This is a genomic window from Deinococcus frigens DSM 12807 (assembly GCF_000701425.1).
Classification (GTDB): domain Bacteria; phylum Deinococcota; class Deinococci; order Deinococcales; family Deinococcaceae; genus Deinococcus; species Deinococcus frigens.
Window position 1 is genome coordinate 40,741 of record NZ_JNIW01000024.1, and the last position, 16,812, is coordinate 57,552.

Consider the following 16,812-nt stretch of genomic DNA (forward strand, 5'->3'; position numbering starts at 1 on the left):
GAACAGGCTAGAGCGGCTCCCCGCCCGTCACCCGGCCCAGCATCAGGGCCTCCAGCCGCTCGGCCACGTTGACCAGGTGGTCTCCCAGCCGCTCCAGATTGCGGGCGATCTGCCCGGCGGTCAGGGCCACCTCGGTGTCCTCGGGGCGCTCCAGCAACCGCGTCAGGCTGGCGCGCTGCATCTGTTCGTACAGGGCGTCCACCTGCTCGAAGTCCAGGCGCATGACCTCGCGGGCCGCGCCCACGTCGCGCTCGGCGAAGGCGTAGGCCAGCCGCTCCAGCATCTCGGAGAGCAGGCGCACCAGCGGCAGCACGTCCTGCAAGGTGGCGCTGCGGGCGCGCGGGGCGAAGTGTTCCAGATCGCGGGCCAGCTTCAGGGCGTAGTCGCCCACCCGCTCCAGGTTGGTCAGGCTGCGGAAGACCACCAGATGAAAGGCCAGCTCGGCCTCGCTCAGCGGCGCGGCGAAGGCGGCCAGGCAGGCGTCCTCGATCTCGCGCTCCAGGGCGTTGGTCTCGTCTTCCAGCACCCCGGCGCGGGCGGTCAGTCCGGCGAACTCGGCGCGGGCGTCGGCGTCGCGCACGGCGTTCAGTTGCTCCAGCGTGATGCTCAGCATCCGCAGAAAGCGGGCCGTGACCTGCGCCACGCTGGCCGCTCCGCCCGTGGACTGCAAGTGGGGTGGGGGTGGGACGGTCATGCGGGCAGTATCGCGCGTCCCTGTGATGCCGGGGTCAACTGGGCGCAGGGTCAGAACGCTACCCGAAGCGCCCGGTGACATACGCCTCGGTGCGCTCGTCGCGCGGCGACTGGAACAGCCTATCGGTGGGGCCGTGTTCCACCAGATCGCCCACCAGAAAAAACGAGGTGGTGTCGCTGACCCGCGCGGCCTGGTGCATGTTGTGGGTCACGATGATGATGGTGGTGACCTTCTTGAGTTCGGTCATCAATTCCTCGATCTTGGCTGTGCTGGACGGGTCCAGGGCGCTGGTCGGCTCGTCCATCAGCAGGATCTCGGGGTCCACTGCCAGCGCGCGGGCGATGCACAGCCGCTGCTGCTGGCCGCCGGAAAGGCCCGTTGCAGGCGTGTTCAGCCGCTCCTTGACCTCCTCCCACAGCGCCGCGCCCCTCAGGCTGCGCTCGGCCACTGCCATCAGTTGGTCCCTGTTCCGCATGCCCGCCAGCTTCAGGCCCGCCACCACGTTGTCGAACACGCTCATGGTGGGAAAGGGGTTAGGCTTCTGGAAGACCATGCCCACGCGGCGGCGCATGGCGACGGGATCGACGCCCGGCGCATAGATGTCCTCGCCGTCCAGCAGAATCTGCCCGGTGACCCGCGCCCCCGGCGTCAGATCGTGCATGCGGTTGATGGCCCGCAAAAAGGTGGTCTTGCCGCAGCCGCTGGGGCCGATCAGGGCGTTGACGGTGCCGGTGTGGACGTCCAGATCGACATTTTGCACGGCCTGTTTGTCGCCGTAAAAGATATTGACGTCTTTGGCCTGGAGAAGGGGATTCATGATGCTCCTTTGGATGTGTCAAACCGTCTCACGGCGAAAGAAAAATTTAAAGACAGGATGCTGGTCCTTTGAAGTGGTCAGACCTTTAAACCTTCCTGCTAAAGCGCCGCGCCAGCAGACTCGTCACGAAGATCAGCACGATCAGCAGCAGCGCTCCGGCCTTCGCCATGCGCTGGTTCTCGTCATAGGCGCTGGTGGCTCCCCGGTAGATTTCCAGCGGCAGGGCGCTCATGGGCTTGCTGGGGTCCAGGTTGACGTTGGGGTTGCCGAAGGCGGTGAACAGCAGCGGCGCGGCCTCGCCCGCCACCCGCGCCAGCGCCAGCATCACGCCGGTAATAATTCCTCCGGCGGCGGCGGGCAGCACGATCCGCAGCGTGACCAACCACTGCGGCAGGCCCAGGCTCAGTCCCGCCTCGCGTACGGCCTGTGGCACCAGCTTCAGCACTTCCTCGGTGGTCCGCACGACGATTGGGATCATCAGAAAGCCCAGCGCCACCGCCCCGGCAAAGCCCGAGAAGCCGAAGTTCAGCACGATCAGCCCGTAGGCCACCAGCCCCATCACGATGGCCGGAATACCGGCCAGCACGTCGCTGACCAGCCGGATGCTGGGCATCAGCGGATGGCGTGGGTACTCGGCCAGAAAGATGCCCCCGGCAATGCCGACCAGCACGCCGAACACCGAGGACATCGCCAGCATATACAGGCTGCCCAGGATGGCGTTCAGTAGACCGCCGCCGGTTTCACCCTCGGGCGCGGGAATTTTGGTGAAGAAGTCCAGATTCACCGCGTCGATGCCCTCGCGGATCAGGTACACGAAGATCAGGATCAGCGGCGCAACCACCAGCAGCGTCGCCAGCAGGATCAGTCCGCCCATCATCATGTTCTGTGCCCTGCGCGCAGCGCTGAGGCCCGTCCTGACCTGCGGTCTGGCAGAGGTGGCGGTGCTCATCACTTGACACCCTTGGGCGTCAGCCGCTGAATAATGACGCGGGCCAGCAGGTTCACGGCCACGCTCACAAAGAACAGGATGAACCCCAGGGTCACCACGCTGGACCGGTGCAGCGTCTCCTGCGCGTCCCCGAACTGGTTGGCAATCACCGAGGCCATGGTGCTGGCCCCACCGAAGATGCTTTTAATAATGTCCTGGCTGTCCCCGATGACCATCGCCACCGCCAGCGTCTCGCCCAGCGCGCGGCCCAGGGCCAGAATCACGCCGCCCATGATCCCCGCGCGGGCATACGGTAGGATCGCCCGCGAGATCACTTCCCATTTGGTTGCGCCCAGCGCGTACATCGCCTCACGCTGATCGGCGGGCACCAGCCGGATCACGTCGCGCGCCACCGAAGCCGTGTACGGCAGAATCATCACGGTCAGGATGATGATCGCCAGCGCCAGCCCGCGCCCGTCGAAGGCGCTGGGAACGAAGAAACATTGCAGCGTGGTCCGGTCCTGATCCCAGATGTTTTTGCAAGCGGTGTAAATGGCGATCTTTTCCGGCGACGCAAAATAGCCCTGCTCCCAGCGGCTGAGCACCGGGGCGATCACGAACAGCGCCCACAGCCCGTAGACCACGCTGGGAATGGCGGCCAGCAGTTCGATCAGGTAGCCCACCGGATTCGCCAGCCAGCGCGGCGCATATTCGGCCACAAACAGGGCGCTGGCAATGGCGAGCGGCACGCTGATAATTAGCGCCACGAAGCTGGTCACCAGCGTGCCGGTGATCATGGCGGCGGCCCCGAACGTGCCGCTCACCGGATTCCAGGTGCGCGTGGTAAAGAAATCCACGCCAAACTGCCGCAGCGCGGGCCAACTGTCTACTCCCAGCAGGTACAGGCTGACCACGAACACCAGCACGATCACGCTGGCCAGGGCCAGGATCAGGTACTGGAACACGCGGTCACTGCCGCTGGACATCGAGGCGCGGGTGGGCAGGCGGCGGGCGGGGTCACTCATGGCTGTCTCTCACTCATGGCAGGGTCTCCCAGATGGGCGCATGGGGGCAGTTGAGCGGAATGGCGTCAGGGGGATGTCAGGGGCGGCGCTGGGGACAGATGGGCGGCGTGTTTTTCCGACCCCTCTAGCCTTGTGGGACTTGGCCTTGCGGGAGAAGGACACCGAGAGGGCGGCGAGGGTGAGGGAGCCACCGGGCAGGCCGAAAATGCGACCAAGATGATTTTCTTATTGCTCTCAACCGACACCAAAAATGCGGCCCCAGATTTCTCCAGGGCCGCCCTCACCGATCACTCGCTTTACAGCTTCTTGCCGCCGTAGGTCATGCTATTGATGATGCTCTTGGCCTTGTTCGCCGCGTTGGTGGGCAGCTTGGCGTAGTCCAGAGGCTCGTTGTACTGCTGCCCGCTGGTGGTCATCCAGGTCAGCATCTTCTTGAGTTCCGTCGCCTGCGCCTCGCTGCGGCCCCCGTACTTCTGGTCCTGGTAGAAGATCACGTAGGTGAAGCTGGCAATCGGGTAGGCGTCGGCGTTGGGGCTGTTGGTGATGCTCACGCGGGTGTCGGCAGGGATCACGACGCCCTCGGCGGCTTTGCTGGCCGGGCCATTGTCGGCTGTGATGAACTTACCTGCGCGGTTCTGCACGCTGCCGAAGGGCAGTTTGTTCTGCTTGGCGTACACCAGTTCCACGTAGCCGATTGCGCCGGGGGTGCTTTTCACCACACCCGCCACACCGTCATTGCCCTTTGCGCCGGTGCCGGTGGGCCAGTCCAGGCTGTTGCCGGTGCCGACCTTGCTCTTCCACTCGCTGCTGACCTTGGACAGGTAATCGGAAAAGACGAAGGTGGTGCCGGAGCCGTCGCTGCGGCGCGCCACCGTGATCGGCAGCGGGGGAATGGTGACGCCGGGATTCAGCGCGGCAATCGCCCCGTCGTTCCACAGCTTGATCTTGCCCAGGTAGATGTCGGCCAGCACCTTGCCGGTGAACTTCAGCGGCGCGGTCACGCCGGGCAGGTTATACGACGGCACCACTGCGCCGATGGCGGTGGGGATGTGCAGCAGCTTGGCCGGGGCGGACTTCAGGGTCTCGTCGCTCATGGGGTTGTCGCTGCCCGCAAAGTCCACGGTGCGCTCGATGATCTGCTTCTGGCCGCTGCCGCTGCCCACGCTCTGGTAGTTGACGCTCACACCCTTGTCGCTCTTGTACTCGGCAAACATCTTGCTGTACAGCGGGTACGGAAAGCTCGCGCCCGCGCCGGTCAGGCTCTGGGCAGAGGCGGACGTAAAGGCGGTTGCGGACAGGGCCAGGCCCAGGAGAAAGGTCTTTTTCATGTCTCTGAGTCTGCGGGCCGAGTGTCAGCCCCCGGTCACTGCGAAGTCAGCGGAGTGTCAGCCCGCAGGATCGAAAGAGCGGATCAGTTTACACATGTCTACGGCTGGTCAGGAGCAGCAAGACCAGGCCTTGCGCGAATCTCTGGCCTGCTGATGCCACGGCGCAGCGCATCTAACCCGCACCTTTATCGGGCGTTAAGAATCTGCCAAGATGCGAGGGTGACGCAGCCGCAGCCCGCTTCATCCCGTCCGCCCGCACTGGAACTGCGGGGCATCACCAAGCGTTTTCCGGGCGTCGTCGCCAACGACAGCGTGGACCTGACGGTGGACGGGGGCGAGGTGCTGGCCCTGCTGGGCGAGAACGGCGCGGGCAAGAGCACCCTGATCTCCATTCTGTACGGCCTGTATCAGCCCGACGAGGGAACCGTCAGCCTGGGCGGCCAGCCCGTCCGCATCGGCAGCCCGGCGGAGGCCAGGAAGCTGGGCATCGGGCTGGTGCCGCAGCATCCCTTGCTGGTGTCGCGGCATTCGGTGGCCGAGAATCTGGCGCTGGGCGGCGGCCAGGCTTCCAGGGGAGGGGGCCTGTTTCCCGCGCGGGGCGTGGCGGGCCGCGTGCGAGAACTCTCCGAGAAGTATGGCCTGGAAGTTGACCCTACCGCCCGCGTCTCGGACCTGTCGCCCGGCGAGAAGCAGCGCGTGGAGATCATCCGCGCCCTGCTGGGCGGCGCGCGGGTGCTGATTCTGGACGAACCCACCAGCGTCCTGACCCCGCAGGAAGCCTCGGGCCTATTCCGCGTGATGCGCGAGTTAAGGGCTGATGGGCGCAGCCTGATCTTCATCTCGCACAAGCTGGATGAGGTGCTGGACGTGGCGGACCGCGTGACGGTGCTGCGGCGCGGCAGGGTGGTGGGCGGCGTGCCGACGGCGGGCGCAACCCGCGAAAGTCTGGCCGAGCTGATGGTGGGCCGGGGTGTGGATTTCACCCGCAAACGCGGCGCGGCTCTGGCAAGGGGCGAGGTGCTGCTGGACGTGCAGAACCTCACCGCCAGCGGCTCGCGCGGCCTGCCCGCCCTGCGCGGCGTGGGCTTCACGCTGGGGCGCGGCGAGGTGCTGGGGGTGGCCGGAATCGCCGGTAACGGCCAGAGCGAACTGGTGGAGGTGCTGGCGGGTCTGCACCCTGCGCGCGGCACCATCACGCTGGACGGCCAGCCCCTGACCGGCGGCGCGGAGGCCCGCTTTCAGGGCGGCGTGGCCCACATTCCTGAAGACCGCATCCACAGCGGCACGGTGCCCAGCATGACGGTGGCCGACAATCTGGCCCTGCGCGGCTATGGCCGCTCGCCGCTGGCGCGGGGGCTGGCGCGTGACCTCAAGGCCACCGATGAACGCGCGCGGCAGGACGTGGAGCACTACAGCGTCGCCACCCCCGGCATCCACACCCCCAGCCGCCTGCTGAGCGGGGGCAACATTCAGAAACTGATCCTGGCCCGCGAGTTGCACGGCCAGCCAAAACTGATCCTGGCCGTCCATCCCACCTACGGCCTGGACATCGGCGCGACCGATCAGGTCCACCGCGTGTTGCTGGAGCGCACCAATGAGGGCGCGGGCGTGCTGCTGGTCAGCGAGGATCTGGACGAGTTGCTGAGCCTCTCGGACCGCATCGGCGTGATGGTGGGCGGCGAATTGCGCGGTCCCTTCCCGGTCTCGGAGGTCACGCGCGAGTCGCTGGGCCTGCTGATGGGCGGAGCGCACCCGCACAGCATTCCGGGCGCGGGGCAGGGGGTGGTGGCGTGAGGTTATGGCTGTTGACGGGCGGTGTTTCGGGGTGGCCCCCACGGTTTAGTCGCTCTGCTTGGCAGCCTGACCAGTCCGGCGCTCTGTGCCAGCTCCCCCTTAGGACAGGCTGGCTGCAACGCAGACCGGGGAGTTTTCCTGACAGCCAACCCTCCACCTCAACCCTGTTCCGAAAGGAAATCCGATGAGATTCATTCCCCTCGCTTCCCCCTCCGCCGCCAGGGTGGGCCTGATCACGCTGGCCTCCGTCGCCGTGGCGCTGGCACTGTGCGCGCTGATTTTCGTGTTCTACGGTGTCTCGCCCGCCGAGGTCTACTCCACCATGCTGCGCGGCACGCTGGGCGATTCCATCGGGCTGGCCGAAGTCGGGCGGCGCACCATCCCGCTGCTGCTGATCGGCGCGGGGCTGGCGATTGCCTTCCGGGCGCAGTTTTTCAACATCGGCGGCGAGGGACAACTGCTGCTGGGTGCGGTCTTCGCGGCGGGAACGGCGCTGTTCATTCCGCTGCCAGGGCCGCTCCTGCTGCCCACCGTGTTCATCATGGGCGCGCTGGGCGGCGGGTTGTGGGCCTTGATCGCCGCGCTGCTGCGCCGATTGAACGTCAACGAAATCCTGTCCACCCTGATGCTCAATTACATCGCCGTGGCGCTGGTGACGTACCTGATCGCCGGGCCGTGGAAGGGCAAGGACGTGCGCGGCTACATCTACACCGATTCCTTCCCGGACGCCGCCAATCTGCCCGTGATCGCCGGAACGCAGGTGCACTGGCCCACGCTGGTGCTGGGCGTGGCGGTGGCGCTGGGCCTGCAATGGCTGCTGGGCCGCTCCACCTTCGGCTACGCCCTGCGCGTGGTGGGCGAGAATCCCGGCGCGGCGCGCTATGCGGGCATCAGCTCGGCGCGCGTGATGACCGTGGTGGCGCTGATCACCGGCGGCGCGGCGGGTCTGGCGGGTGCGGGCGAGGTGGCCGGGATTCACCACCGCCTGCTGGAAGCCGGGCAGATCAGCCTGGGCTACGGCTTCACGGCAGTCATCGTGGCGTGGCTGGCGCGCGGCAACCCGGCGCTGTGCCTGATCACCGCCCCGGTGATGGGCATCATCCTGGCCGGGGGAGACCTCCTCAAGATCGACCTGAACATGCCCTTCCGCGTGGTGGACGTGTTTTCGGGCGTGATCCTGCTGTGCCTGATCGCCTCGGAAGTGTTCGTGCGAAACCGGGTGGTCTGGGGAGCGCGGGCGTGAGGAGTCAGATAGAGCCAGGTTGGCCGGAGGCCCCACATGGATAACATCGTCGTCGAAGCCCTGATCCGCGCGCTGGCTGTGGGAACGCCGCTGCTGCTGGCCTGCCTGGGCGCAATCATCAACGAGCGGGGCGGCGTGGTGAATCTGGGGGTGGAGGGCATGATGGCCGTGGGCGCGCTGGCCGCCTTCGCGGTGGCGTCCAGCAGCCCGGACGCCAACCTGTGGCTGGCGGTGGGCGCATCCATGCTGGCGGGCGCGGCGCTGGCGTCCCTTCACGCCGTCGCCACCGTGACCCTGCGGGCCAACCAGTTCGTCAGCGGGCTGGCGCTGGCGCTGATCGGCACCGGGGCGGCGGGGCTGCTGGGCAAGAAGTTCGAGGGCCTGCCCCTGTTCAACAAGGTGGCCGACTGGAACCTGGGCGGCTTTGTGATCAACCCATTCACGGTGGCGGCGCTGCTGCTGGCCGCCGCCCTGGCCTTTTACCTCAACTCCACCCGCTCCGGCCTGACGCTGCGCTCGGTGGGCGAGAATCCGGCGGCGGCGGACGTGCTGGGCGTCAATGTGGGCGCGGTCCGTATTTGGGCGGTGCTGGCAGGCGGCTCGCTGTCGGGGCTGGCCGGGGCCTTTCTGGCGCTGTCTTACCGCGCGTCCTGGGCCGACAACATGACGGCGGGCCTGGGCTGGATCGCCGTGGCGCTGGTGATCTTCGTGGGCTGGCGTCCGCTCCGCGCCGTGCTGGGTGCGCTGTTCTTCGGCTTCCTGTACTACCTGCAATTCCGCCTTCAGGGCAACAGTCCCATTCCCACCGAGGTCTTCAACGCCATGCCGTTCATTCTGGTGCTGGTGGTGCTGGCGCTGGCCGGGCTGCGGGGCCAGCAAGGCGACGCCCCCGCCGGACTGGGCCGGGCGTATGTGCGGGGTGAGCGCTAGGCGGTTTGACCCACTCGCGAGGTGAAGGGACGGCCACCGCCTGGCCCACCCATCAGGACTGCGTCCTGGATATTCCCAGCAGGTGTCGTTGACCGGAAATCCTTCCGTCGGTTAGCGGAGTGCCCCAGAACTGAGCTGTTCTACCGGCTGGGTTGCCGGGCGGCCCAGGTAATAGCCTTGCGCGTAATCGCTGCCCAGCGCGGTGACCAGCGCCAGTTCGCCCGCCGTCTCGATGCCCTCGGCCACCACCCGGATGTCCAGATCGTGCGCATAGGTGATCAGTGCCTGCACCAGCGCCAGCCGGGGATCAGCGGCGTGCAAACCGTGGATCAGCGCGCGGTCCAGCTTGACCAGATCTGGCTGCAACTCGGCCAGATAGGCCAGACTGGTGTGCCCGGCCCCCAGATCGTCCAGGGCCACCTGCGCGCCCTCGGCGCGGTAGCGCTCCAGGATGCGGCGCAGCAGGGTCAGATCGGGAAACGCCTCGCTCTCGGTGACCTCGAAGACCAGCCGGGAAAAATCCGCGCCCACCTGACGGCAGGCCTCGAAGGTGGTTTGCAGGCAGATGTCGGGGTTGTACACCACGCTGGGCGAGAAATTGATGAACAGCCGCTGTCCGGGCGGCAGGATTGGATACACCTGCGTGATGGCGTTGCGGCGGGCGTGGGCGTCGAAGGCGCGGGCCTGGCCGTGGGTGGCGGCGGCCTGCAACAAAGGCCCGGCCCCCAGGGTCTGCCCGGCCCAGTGCGCGCGGACCAGCGCCTCGTGCCCGTAAACCTCCAGGCGGTCCAGATGCACGATGGGCTGCACCTCGAAGTAAATGTGCTGGCAGGCTTCGGCAAACCACGGGGTGGTCAGGCGGTGCAGCCACTGGTCCAGCGGCGCGGTGTGCCACGGGTCCGGGTGACCGCCGTGCCAGGGGGTGGCCAGCACCTCGTGGCGCTCGGTGGTCGAGAAGCTGTCCAGCACAGCGCCCAGGGCAGCAAAGTTCTCCGGGAGCAGGATGAACGCCGACCCCTGCGTCTGGAAGGCCAGGTGATGGGCCTCCAGGGTCAACCACAGTTTGCGCTGAAGGTGACTGGACGCGGTATACAGCGCCAGTCCGTCCAGGCCGGGGGCCACGACGGGCTGGATGGCCTGGCAGTCACACGTGGCCGCAACGGTGGGAGGAGAGGGATGGGTGGTCCGCACAGAAGAATCCTGGCACATGCCGTCTGACAAACTCATTTCTAAGTTCTCTCGGAAGGGGTGGGTACGGACAGAGAGGTGCCGGGCGCGGCGGCGCACCGGTTCCTTTCAACATAAACGAGAACCGCCGGAGAGCGGTGGCCCCGGCAGGTCTTCAGCAGAAGTGGGTGGACTGGCCGCGCAAGGGTGCAGGCTGGTTGTTGGTGTTAAAGCCGGTGTTGGGATCGCGCGGCGTGGACTGGACGGACGCGCGCACCTGCCACTGGTCTTTCTTGGTGCCGCTCTCGGCCCTTTGCCGCAGGTTGGCGGGTTTCAACCCTTGATGGAGCTTCGGTGAAACGCCCTGCACCCCAGGTCAATGGACGATGGACCTGGCCCCCCGCATCGCCGGGGCCGGGCGGCGCAACTGGACGACGCTCAGGACCACAAAGGCGGCCTCAAGAATCAGGGCGATGATCCCGGAAGGTTCGGCCCAGTTGCCGATGTCGTCTCTCGCATTGGGCAGGCCGGTGGTGCGGGTCAGGACGTAGAAGACGATGGCCCCCGCCGAGACCAGCAGGCCCAGACCGTAGCCGTTTTTCCAATGCGAACTGAGCAGCCAGGCCCCCGCCGCCGCGCACCCGGCCACCAGCAGAATGTACAGCCAGCCCAGATACGCCGTTTCATCCAGCTTGTCGGGAATATCCCTGAAGTGCATCCAGCCGATGCCCGCCAGCAGCAGCAGTCCAATCCAATGGTCTTGGAGACATTTCATAGCCCTCCTTTGTCATGCGGCACACTGGAGGGGGCAGGCTTCTTGGCCCTCCGTCTACCATCCGCGCACCATATTGATCCACGGCATCTGGACCGTATCAATCCACGGTAGCTGGACCGTCCAGAACTTGATTGAGCAGTGGGATGATCACCACCGCCGGGCCACGCCGCATTCCAGGGTCCCGGCGTTAAGCGGGCGTTAGATTCTGCCCTGCCCCGAGGCTGGCTTTACAAATGGTGAGGCACCGAGCCGGAGCGGACCCCGCACCAAACGACGTCCGCACAGCTTGATGACATTCTGTTCAGCCCACCTTCTACCGGTAGTCCACCACCAGCGGCAGATGATCGCTTTCCTGCGCGGATAAAACGGTGGCCCGCGTCGGCCTCAATCCGCGTGCCATCTGGTGGTCGATTCGCACGTGCAGCCCGGGAAAGGTCCAGCCGGGGCCGCGTCCAGCTTGGGCGTAGGCATCGGGGCCGAATGCCTGCTGGAGCTGGCGGTAGATCAGCCCACGCGGCGGGGTGTTCAGATCGCCGCCCAGCAGGACTCGGCCAGAGGTTCGGGCGGCGACTCCCGTAAGCACCTGAATCTGTGCCGCGCGGCGGTCACGGGCAACTTGCAGAAACGCGAACTCCCCGGCCAGCGCGTCCAGCACCTGTATGGTTCCCAGATGCGCGTTCACCACGCTCAGGGGTTCGCCGCGCCACTGCAAGCGGGTCATGAGCACCTCGCGCTGGTTTCCAGGCAAATCCACCGTCCCCGATGACAGCACCGGCAGCCGGGTCAGGGTCATGACCTCCACCGCCGAGCGCGAGGTGTACCCAGGCATGGCCCTGGTCAGCGCCTCCAGATAGCCGGGAGGTTGAAAGTTGGATTCCTGCAACAGGATCACGTCGGCGTTGGCATTCTTAAGGACGGCGGCCAGTCGTCCCGGCGTGGACCGGTAGCCGCTGTTGACGTTGTAATTCAGCACGCGCAACTTCCCGGCCTTCTGCGGCGTCCAGTGCAGAAAGCCCGCGCCCCAGGCGGCCAGCAGCGTTCCGGCCAGCGCCACCGCGAAGCCGCGTTTTCTCAGAGCGGTCCACAGCAACGCGAACGGCGCAGGCAGCAGCCACAGCACGGCGGGCGCGTAGGCCAGCAGCAGGGTGGGCAGCGTCCTTTCTCCCACAAACTCGCCCAGCCCCCAGATCAGCACGACGAACAGCAGATAAAACCAGGCGAGGCGCGAACGGAACATCGGCACAGAGCCTGTCACAGATCAGTGAGAAGGAGCGTCAACCCAAAGTCGCGTCAACCCAAAGTCGCGTCAACCCAAAGTCGCGTCAGCACAAAAAAGAGGCGGGAGCAAAAGCCCTCGCCTCTCTTTTTCAGACGCTCTAGCGGTACTGCTTTAACGGTACTGCGTCGCCACTTCCCGCGCCTCTTCGCGCTGCGCCATTTCCTGGCGCTGCACCTGCCCAATCGCGTCGGCCAGGGCTTCTTTCAGCTCAGGAATACCGATGTTCTTGAGGGCACTGACCGGAATACCGTCCATACGATCAATCGCGCGTTCCAGCAGGTCTGGCTCGGCGGCGTCAGCCTTGTTCAGCGCCACCACGGTGGGCATCTCCACGAAGCCCAGGTCTTCCAGAATGCGGTTGACGGCCTTCAACCGGGTGTCCGCGCCGGGGCTGGCGGCGTCCACCACATGCAGCAGCACGTCGGCGTCGCCGATTTCTTCCAGTGTGGCCCGGAAGGCGCGGGTCAGGTCCTTGGGCAAATCGCGGATAAAGCCCACGGTATCGGTGAAGATCACCGGGCCGATGCCCTCGATAAAGCCCTGGCGGCTGGTGGGCCGCAGCGTGGCGAACAGCTTGTTGGCGGCCAGCACGCGCCTGGGGGCATCGGTGGCGTGCGTGAAGGCATTGAGCAGCGTACTCTTGCCCGCGTTGGTGTAGCCCACGATGGACACCACCGGCACGTCGTTGCGCTCGCGGCTCTTGCGGCGTTCCTCGCGGCGCAATGAGCCGCCTTCCAGTTGCTTTTCCAGAAAGCTGATGCGGTCATTGATGCGCCGTCGGTCCAGCTCCAGCTTGGTTTCACCGGGGCCGCGCGTCCCAATTGCGCCCCCCGCCGCGCTGCCCCCGCCCCCGCCGATGCGCGAGAGTTGTGCGCCCGCGCCCAGCAGCCGGGGCTTCATGTAGCGCAGTTGCGCCAGCTCCACTTGAAGGCGCGATTCCACCCCCTGCGCGTGCAGCGCGAAGATGTCCAGAATCAGTTGCGTGCGGTCAATCACCTTGAGGCCCGTCGCCGCCTCGATCTCGCGGGCCTGCGCTGCGCCCAGCTCCTGCCCGAAGATCAGCACCTCGGCGTCCAGGTGGTACGCCTTGCTGGTCAGCTCTTCCAGCTTGCCCGCGCCCACTAGCGTTCCGGCTTTCAGGTTGCGGCGGTAGATCAGTTCCTTGTAGACCACCTCGGCCCCGGCGGTGCGGGCCAGCTCGCCCAGCTCGTCCAGACGTTCCTCGGCGTCGAATTCGCCCTGATCCACCTGCACCAGGAGCGCCCGTTCGCGCTCTTTTTTGGACTCGCGGGTGCGGGCGGCGCGGGCAATTTCTTCCTCCAGCGCCGAGACCTGTGCGCCCAGATCAAAATCATCGATCTGAAAAATCGGCACGGGGGGCAGGATGCGCCAGTCCTCTTCCTCGCCCACGGTGCCAGGCGGGGTCAGGTGCGCGGTGTAGACCGGGCCAGGTTGTCCCTCGTTCTTCGCGTCAATGGCCGAAACCGCGTCCAGCCGGTTCAGGAACAGCGCGGATAGGTCACCCTTGCTCAGCGGCCCACCCTTGGGGTGCGCGTGCAGCAGGTGATAGCCCGCCAGCCGGTTCTCGCCCGCACGGATGGCGGGCAGTTCTGCGGCCTTGGCATCGGCCACCGACACGCTCAATACGCGCCCGCGCCGGTCGATCAGGACGGATACCTCGCGGCGAATCTCGCGCGACAGTTCAGCCAGCGTGCGGGCCAGTTCGGGAGAACCCACCCGTCCCGGCTCGACGCGGCGGCGGTACAGGTTGCCCAGTGATTTCAGTTGTGCGGGGCGCAGACCAGAAGTATTTCCAAGCACTTTATCTATGTGAAGTCACATCCTTTTTCTGGATTGTGGGAGGTGGGGCGTGGGTTGCAGGAGCAACCCAACACCAATAGCTCAGCGTCGCCAGGCCCGAACATCGTTCGCGCGGCGGGTGGCGACAGGGTTCTGTCATTGCGTCCAGAATAGAGCGGGACCCCTTTTCAGAAGGTGTGCAATGTCTTCAGGGGGCTACAGAACCGCGAGTGGTGGTTAGGGCTTGATCATTGTGGACGCACGATAGGGGAGAGGCCGGGGCAGGCGCATCGGCCTGTTGGCTTAGCGCGCGTCGGCCAGCACTTCCCTAATGGTGTACCAGCTCCGCTCCATGATTTCCGGGTTGGTGTGCTGGTAATACGGCAGCGCCAGCAAGGCTTTTGCCAGCGCCCTGGCCCGCCCGCGTTCCCAGGTGGCGTCATCGGGGTGCAAGACCTCGCGGTAGGTAGCTCTGGCCTCAGCTCCAAAAGCGTTCCACGGTGCCATCAGGTCAATCGCCGGATCATTCAATTCCAACGATGAGAAATCCAGCACCGTGGTCAGGTGTTCACCGTTCCAGAGCAGGTTGCTGCTGTGCAAGTCGCCGTGAACCCAGATGGGGGCAACCGTCCAGCCTGGAAGGTGCATAGTGTCGTCCCAGACGGCGATAATCTGTTTGCGGGTGTCGGTGTCGAGCAGTTGCGCTGAGGTCTCGACGCTGGCGCGAACGTGTGGGTCAAGTTGCTGAAGGTCCGTGGCCGGATTCTCGGCGCTTGGCGCGTCTGTCTGATCGCAACCTCGCAACGCCAGCACAAACTCGGCCAGTTGTCGGGCCAGCTCAGGTCGCGCCGCCACTTCTGAGAGGGACGGCATTTCGCCCGGCAGCCAGCGGTAAACGCCCCAGGTGTACGGGTAACCCTCACCCGGTTGACCCAGCGCCAGCGGCTCAGGAACGCGTAGAGGCAAGTGCGGCGCGAGTCGGGGCAGCCATTCCAGCTCTTTCTCTACCTGTCCAACGGTCCAGCCGATGCGGGGCAGGCGCACCAGCAGGTCCTCGCCCAGCCGGTACAGCGCGTTATCTGTGCCGAAAGACTGGACGCGGCGCACGGGCAGCCCGGCCCATTTAGGAAACTGCGCGGCCAGCAGCCGACGCACCAGTGCAGCATTGGTATGAATTTCGTCGGGGTGCATCTTGAGGTCAGACGACATTGGGCCGAGCGTAACGCGCCGTCTGTCTCTCAGGCATGGGCCGAACGGCTTACGGCGTTCCTATCTTCCGGCCCTTGCCGCTTTAGACTGCCGGGCATGTCCACCCCCGAACTGCTGCGCGAGGGCCTGCGCGAGGTGCTATATGGCCCGGACGGCGGCCCGCTGGCCGTGGGCCTGTTCAGCGTGGGCGAGGCGGGACTGCTGCGAACCGTCCACGCGCTGAGTTTCGCTCAGGCCAGCGCCCCTGCCGCCGCTGGCCGCCCCACGCCCGCGCAGATCACCGTCCATATCCGCCAGTCGCTGGAACTGGCCGCCGCCCAACTGGCGGACCCCTATGCCCTGTCGCCAGATGAGCAGGACGCCTGGAACGTGCGTTTCGCAACCCCCCAAGCGTGGCGTCTGGAACTCGTCGCCCTGGCCCGCGCCGGGCAGCATTTCTACGAGGCGCTGTACCTCCCTCTCTCGCCAGATGGCCTCAGAATTGCCTTCGGGGCCGTTACGCACGCCGCGTACCACGCTGGCGCGTTGCGCTTTCATCTGGCGAATATGGAGGTAGAACAGCGTGAGAAGCCAGTCTGAGTTGAGAAGAGGAAGGGGGACGATGTGGCAGCTTGCCCAGAAGCTGCGCCCAAAAGCCCCTCACGACTTGGTAACCTGCCTTCCAGACCGCTGTTAGACGGCCTACAGGGGCTGCACCGAACAGGCCCAGCGGGGGGAGAAGCTTCTGTGTGTACCGCGATGGCTTGGGTCAGCAACAACCGCTTTTATTTCGGCAGGAACATGGACATTGAGCGTTCGTTCGGGGAGGGGGTGGTCATTGTGCCGCGCCGCTACACCCTGACGTTCAAGAAAGAACCCGCCCAGCAGGTGAAGTACGCCATGATCGGCATCGGTTCGGTGGCAAAGGAGTATCCGCTGTATGCCGAGGCCGTCAACGAACGCGGCCTGGGTGTGGCCGCCACTTATTTTCCCGGCCTCGCCCAATATGCGGCGGAGGAGAAAGACGGCCATTTTAACGTGGCCTCCCACGAACTGATTCCCTGGATTCTGGCCCGCTACGCCACGGTGGACGAGGCGTATGACGATCTGACGCGCCTGAACCTGATGGGATTACCCTTCATGGACGGCCTGCCCGTCACCGAGCAGCACTGGCTGGTGTCGGACCGTCATCGCTCGGTGGTCATTGAGTTCACCGAGGGCGGCCTGCACCTGACCAACCTGCGGACCTACCTGGGCGTGACTGCGGGGCAGCCGCAAGCGACGTCCTGGGATAACCTGCCACTGACGGCGCTGGGACAGGGCTAGGGCGCATACGGTCTGCCGGGCGATTCCTCGCCCACGTCCAGATTCGTCAAGGCAGCCTTCCTGAAAGCCCACGCGGCGGGCAGTGACAATGAGAAGGAGGCGGTGTCGCAGTTTTTCCACATTCTGGATGGTGTGGCGATGGTCAGAGGCACCGTGGCCTTGCCAAATGGCGGCCTGGACAGCACCACCTACAGTTCTTGCATGTCCACCCACGAGGGCCTGTTCTATTACAAGACTCAGGAGTTGCACCTTGCAGAGCGGAGTGAATAGCCGTGCTGGTGCAGGAATTCAGCGTTTTTCGAGAACAGGTGCAGCAGTCGGTTGAGATGCAGGTGAGGCAGCACCGTGACCAGCGCCAGGAACGCACATTCCTCCAGGGTCAGCCCGTCCTGCCGATGGAGGATTCAGGGCGTCCAGGTCAGGAAGACCAGCAGGATCCAGCGGTCCAGCCCTACAGCAGTTCGCAGTGCGAACTGCGCCAAGCCGAACTGATGCTTGCCTTCCTTGAAAAAGGATTC

The 16,812-nt window shown here is 65.6% G+C and carries 15 protein-coding genes and 2 pseudogenes; 5 read left to right on the top strand and 12 right to left on the bottom strand.

Features of this window, described 5'->3' with window-relative positions:
• Window positions 1–7 precede the first annotated feature (7 nt).
• The 5 genes from Q322_RS0110155 to pstS all read right to left on the bottom strand — a co-directional run bounded on the left by Q322_RS0110155 (window position 8) and on the right by pstS (window position 4,792).
• Window positions 8–694: a phosphate signaling complex PhoU family protein gene (locus tag Q322_RS0110155; RefSeq protein WP_245593212.1), complete on the bottom strand. Its 687-nt coding sequence runs from the start codon at window positions 692–694 to the stop codon at window positions 8–10.
• Between the two features lie 58 nt (window positions 695–752).
• Window positions 753–1,511 (bottom strand): phosphate ABC transporter ATP-binding protein PstB, encoded by a 759-nt coding sequence (gene pstB, locus Q322_RS0110160; protein ID WP_029477807.1) that lies wholly within the window; start codon window positions 1,509–1,511, stop codon window positions 753–755.
• 85 nt (window positions 1,512–1,596) lie between these two features.
• Window positions 1,597–2,460, bottom strand: coding sequence for a phosphate ABC transporter permease PstA (gene pstA / locus Q322_RS0110165; RefSeq protein ID WP_029477808.1), 864 nt, complete (start codon window positions 2,458–2,460; stop codon window positions 1,597–1,599).
• On the bottom strand, window positions 2,460–3,464 hold the full coding sequence (gene pstC, locus Q322_RS0110170; RefSeq protein ID WP_029477809.1) for a phosphate ABC transporter permease subunit PstC: 1,005 nt from the start codon (window positions 3,462–3,464) through the stop codon (window positions 2,460–2,462). Before pstC ends, pstA begins: the two co-directional genes overlap by 1 nt.
• A gap of 296 nt (window positions 3,465–3,760) precedes the next feature.
• Window positions 3,761–4,792 carry a phosphate ABC transporter substrate-binding protein PstS gene (pstS, locus tag Q322_RS0110175; RefSeq protein WP_029477810.1) on the bottom strand — a complete coding sequence of 344 codons (1,032 nt, stop codon included), beginning with the start codon at window positions 4,790–4,792 and terminating at the stop codon, window positions 3,761–3,763.
• A 219-nt stretch (window positions 4,793–5,011) separates the two neighbouring features.
• On the opposite strand from pstS, the gene Q322_RS0110180 reads away from it, so the two are divergent.
• The 3 genes from Q322_RS0110180 (at window position 5,012) to Q322_RS0110190 (ending at window position 8,759) form a co-directional block, all read left to right on the top strand.
• Entirely contained in the window at window positions 5,012–6,586 is a 1,575-nt protein-coding gene (locus tag Q322_RS0110180; RefSeq protein ID WP_029477811.1) for an ABC transporter ATP-binding protein, read from the top strand.
• 184 nt (window positions 6,587–6,770) lie between these two features.
• Window positions 6,771–7,829 (top strand): ABC transporter permease, encoded by a 1,059-nt coding sequence (locus tag Q322_RS0110185; protein ID WP_029477812.1) that lies wholly within the window; start codon window positions 6,771–6,773, stop codon window positions 7,827–7,829.
• A gap of 36 nt (window positions 7,830–7,865) precedes the next feature.
• Window positions 7,866–8,759 carry an ABC transporter permease gene (locus tag Q322_RS0110190; protein ID WP_029477813.1) on the top strand — a complete coding sequence of 298 codons (894 nt, stop codon included), beginning with the start codon at window positions 7,866–7,868 and terminating at the stop codon, window positions 8,757–8,759.
• A 111-nt stretch (window positions 8,760–8,870) separates the two neighbouring features.
• Here Q322_RS0110190 and Q322_RS0110195 read toward each other — a convergent pair whose 3' ends face one another.
• The 6 genes from Q322_RS0110195 to Q322_RS0110220 all read right to left on the bottom strand — a co-directional run bounded on the left by Q322_RS0110195 (window position 8,871) and on the right by Q322_RS0110220 (window position 14,989).
• The gene (locus Q322_RS0110195) at window positions 8,871–9,950 is read right to left on the bottom strand and encodes an EAL domain-containing protein (RefSeq protein ID WP_245593213.1); all 1,080 of its coding nucleotides are present in this window, start codon (window positions 9,948–9,950) and stop codon (window positions 8,871–8,873) included.
• A 151-nt stretch (window positions 9,951–10,101) separates the two neighbouring features.
• On the bottom strand, window positions 10,102–10,263 hold the full coding sequence (locus tag Q322_RS23320) for a hypothetical protein (protein ID WP_156952991.1): 162 nt from the start codon (window positions 10,261–10,263) through the stop codon (window positions 10,102–10,104).
• Between the two features lie 39 nt (window positions 10,264–10,302).
• Window positions 10,303–10,701 (bottom strand): hypothetical protein, encoded by a 399-nt coding sequence (locus Q322_RS21735; protein WP_051668419.1) that lies wholly within the window; start codon window positions 10,699–10,701, stop codon window positions 10,303–10,305.
• 313 nt (window positions 10,702–11,014) lie between these two features.
• Window positions 11,015–11,938: an endonuclease/exonuclease/phosphatase family protein gene (locus tag Q322_RS0110210; RefSeq protein WP_029477816.1), complete on the bottom strand. Its 924-nt coding sequence runs from the start codon at window positions 11,936–11,938 to the stop codon at window positions 11,015–11,017.
• A gap of 153 nt (window positions 11,939–12,091) precedes the next feature.
• The gene (hflX, locus tag Q322_RS0110215) at window positions 12,092–13,801 is read right to left on the bottom strand and encodes a GTPase HflX (RefSeq protein ID WP_029477817.1); all 1,710 of its coding nucleotides are present in this window, start codon (window positions 13,799–13,801) and stop codon (window positions 12,092–12,094) included.
• 282 nt (window positions 13,802–14,083) lie between these two features.
• Window positions 14,084–14,989 (bottom strand): aminoglycoside phosphotransferase family protein, encoded by a 906-nt coding sequence (locus Q322_RS0110220; RefSeq protein WP_029477818.1) that lies wholly within the window; start codon window positions 14,987–14,989, stop codon window positions 14,084–14,086.
• 96 nt (window positions 14,990–15,085) lie between these two features.
• Between Q322_RS0110220 and Q322_RS0110225 the strand changes: the two genes are divergently transcribed.
• Entirely contained in the window at window positions 15,086–15,568 is a 483-nt protein-coding gene (locus tag Q322_RS0110225) for a hypothetical protein (protein WP_029477819.1), read from the top strand.
• 201 nt (window positions 15,569–15,769) lie between these two features.
• Window positions 15,770–16,564 (top strand): annotated as a pseudogene (locus Q322_RS24520) (linear amide C-N hydrolase).
• Here the strand turns inward: Q322_RS24520 and Q322_RS24525 are convergent.
• Window positions 16,531–16,812: pseudogene (locus Q322_RS24525) on the bottom strand (IS701 family transposase); the annotation flags it as partial. The pseudogenes Q322_RS24520 and Q322_RS24525 sit on opposite strands and share 34 nt — an antisense overlap.

What these genes read in the sequence shown, in the direction of transcription:
- Q322_RS0110155 (WP_245593212.1), bottom strand. Translation starts at nt 694, where the DNA reads ATGACCGTCCCACCCCCACCCCACTTGCAGTCCACGGGCGGAGCGGCC.
- pstB (WP_029477807.1), bottom strand. Translation starts at nt 1,511, where the DNA reads ATGAATCCCCTTCTCCAGGCCAAAGACGTCAATATCTTTTACGGCGAC.
- pstA (WP_029477808.1), bottom strand. Translation starts at nt 2,460, where the DNA reads ATGAGCACCGCCACCTCTGCCAGACCGCAGGTCAGGACGGGCCTCAGC.
- pstC (WP_029477809.1), bottom strand. Translation starts at nt 3,464, where the DNA reads ATGAGTGACCCCGCCCGCCGCCTGCCCACCCGCGCCTCGATGTCCAGC.
- pstS (WP_029477810.1), bottom strand. Translation starts at nt 4,792, where the DNA reads ATGAAAAAGACCTTTCTCCTGGGCCTGGCCCTGTCCGCAACCGCCTTT.
- Q322_RS0110185 (WP_029477812.1), top strand. Translation starts at nt 6,771, where the DNA reads ATGAGATTCATTCCCCTCGCTTCCCCCTCCGCCGCCAGGGTGGGCCTG.
- Q322_RS0110190 (WP_029477813.1), top strand. Translation starts at nt 7,866, where the DNA reads ATGGATAACATCGTCGTCGAAGCCCTGATCCGCGCGCTGGCTGTGGGA.
- Q322_RS21735 (WP_051668419.1), bottom strand. Translation starts at nt 10,701, where the DNA reads ATGAAATGTCTCCAAGACCATTGGATTGGACTGCTGCTGCTGGCGGGC.
- Q322_RS0110210 (WP_029477816.1), bottom strand. Translation starts at nt 11,938, where the DNA reads ATGTTCCGTTCGCGCCTCGCCTGGTTTTATCTGCTGTTCGTCGTGCTG.
- Q322_RS0110220 (WP_029477818.1), bottom strand. Translation starts at nt 14,989, where the DNA reads ATGTCGTCTGACCTCAAGATGCACCCCGACGAAATTCATACCAATGCT.
- Q322_RS0110225 (WP_029477819.1), top strand. Translation starts at nt 15,086, where the DNA reads ATGTCCACCCCCGAACTGCTGCGCGAGGGCCTGCGCGAGGTGCTATAT.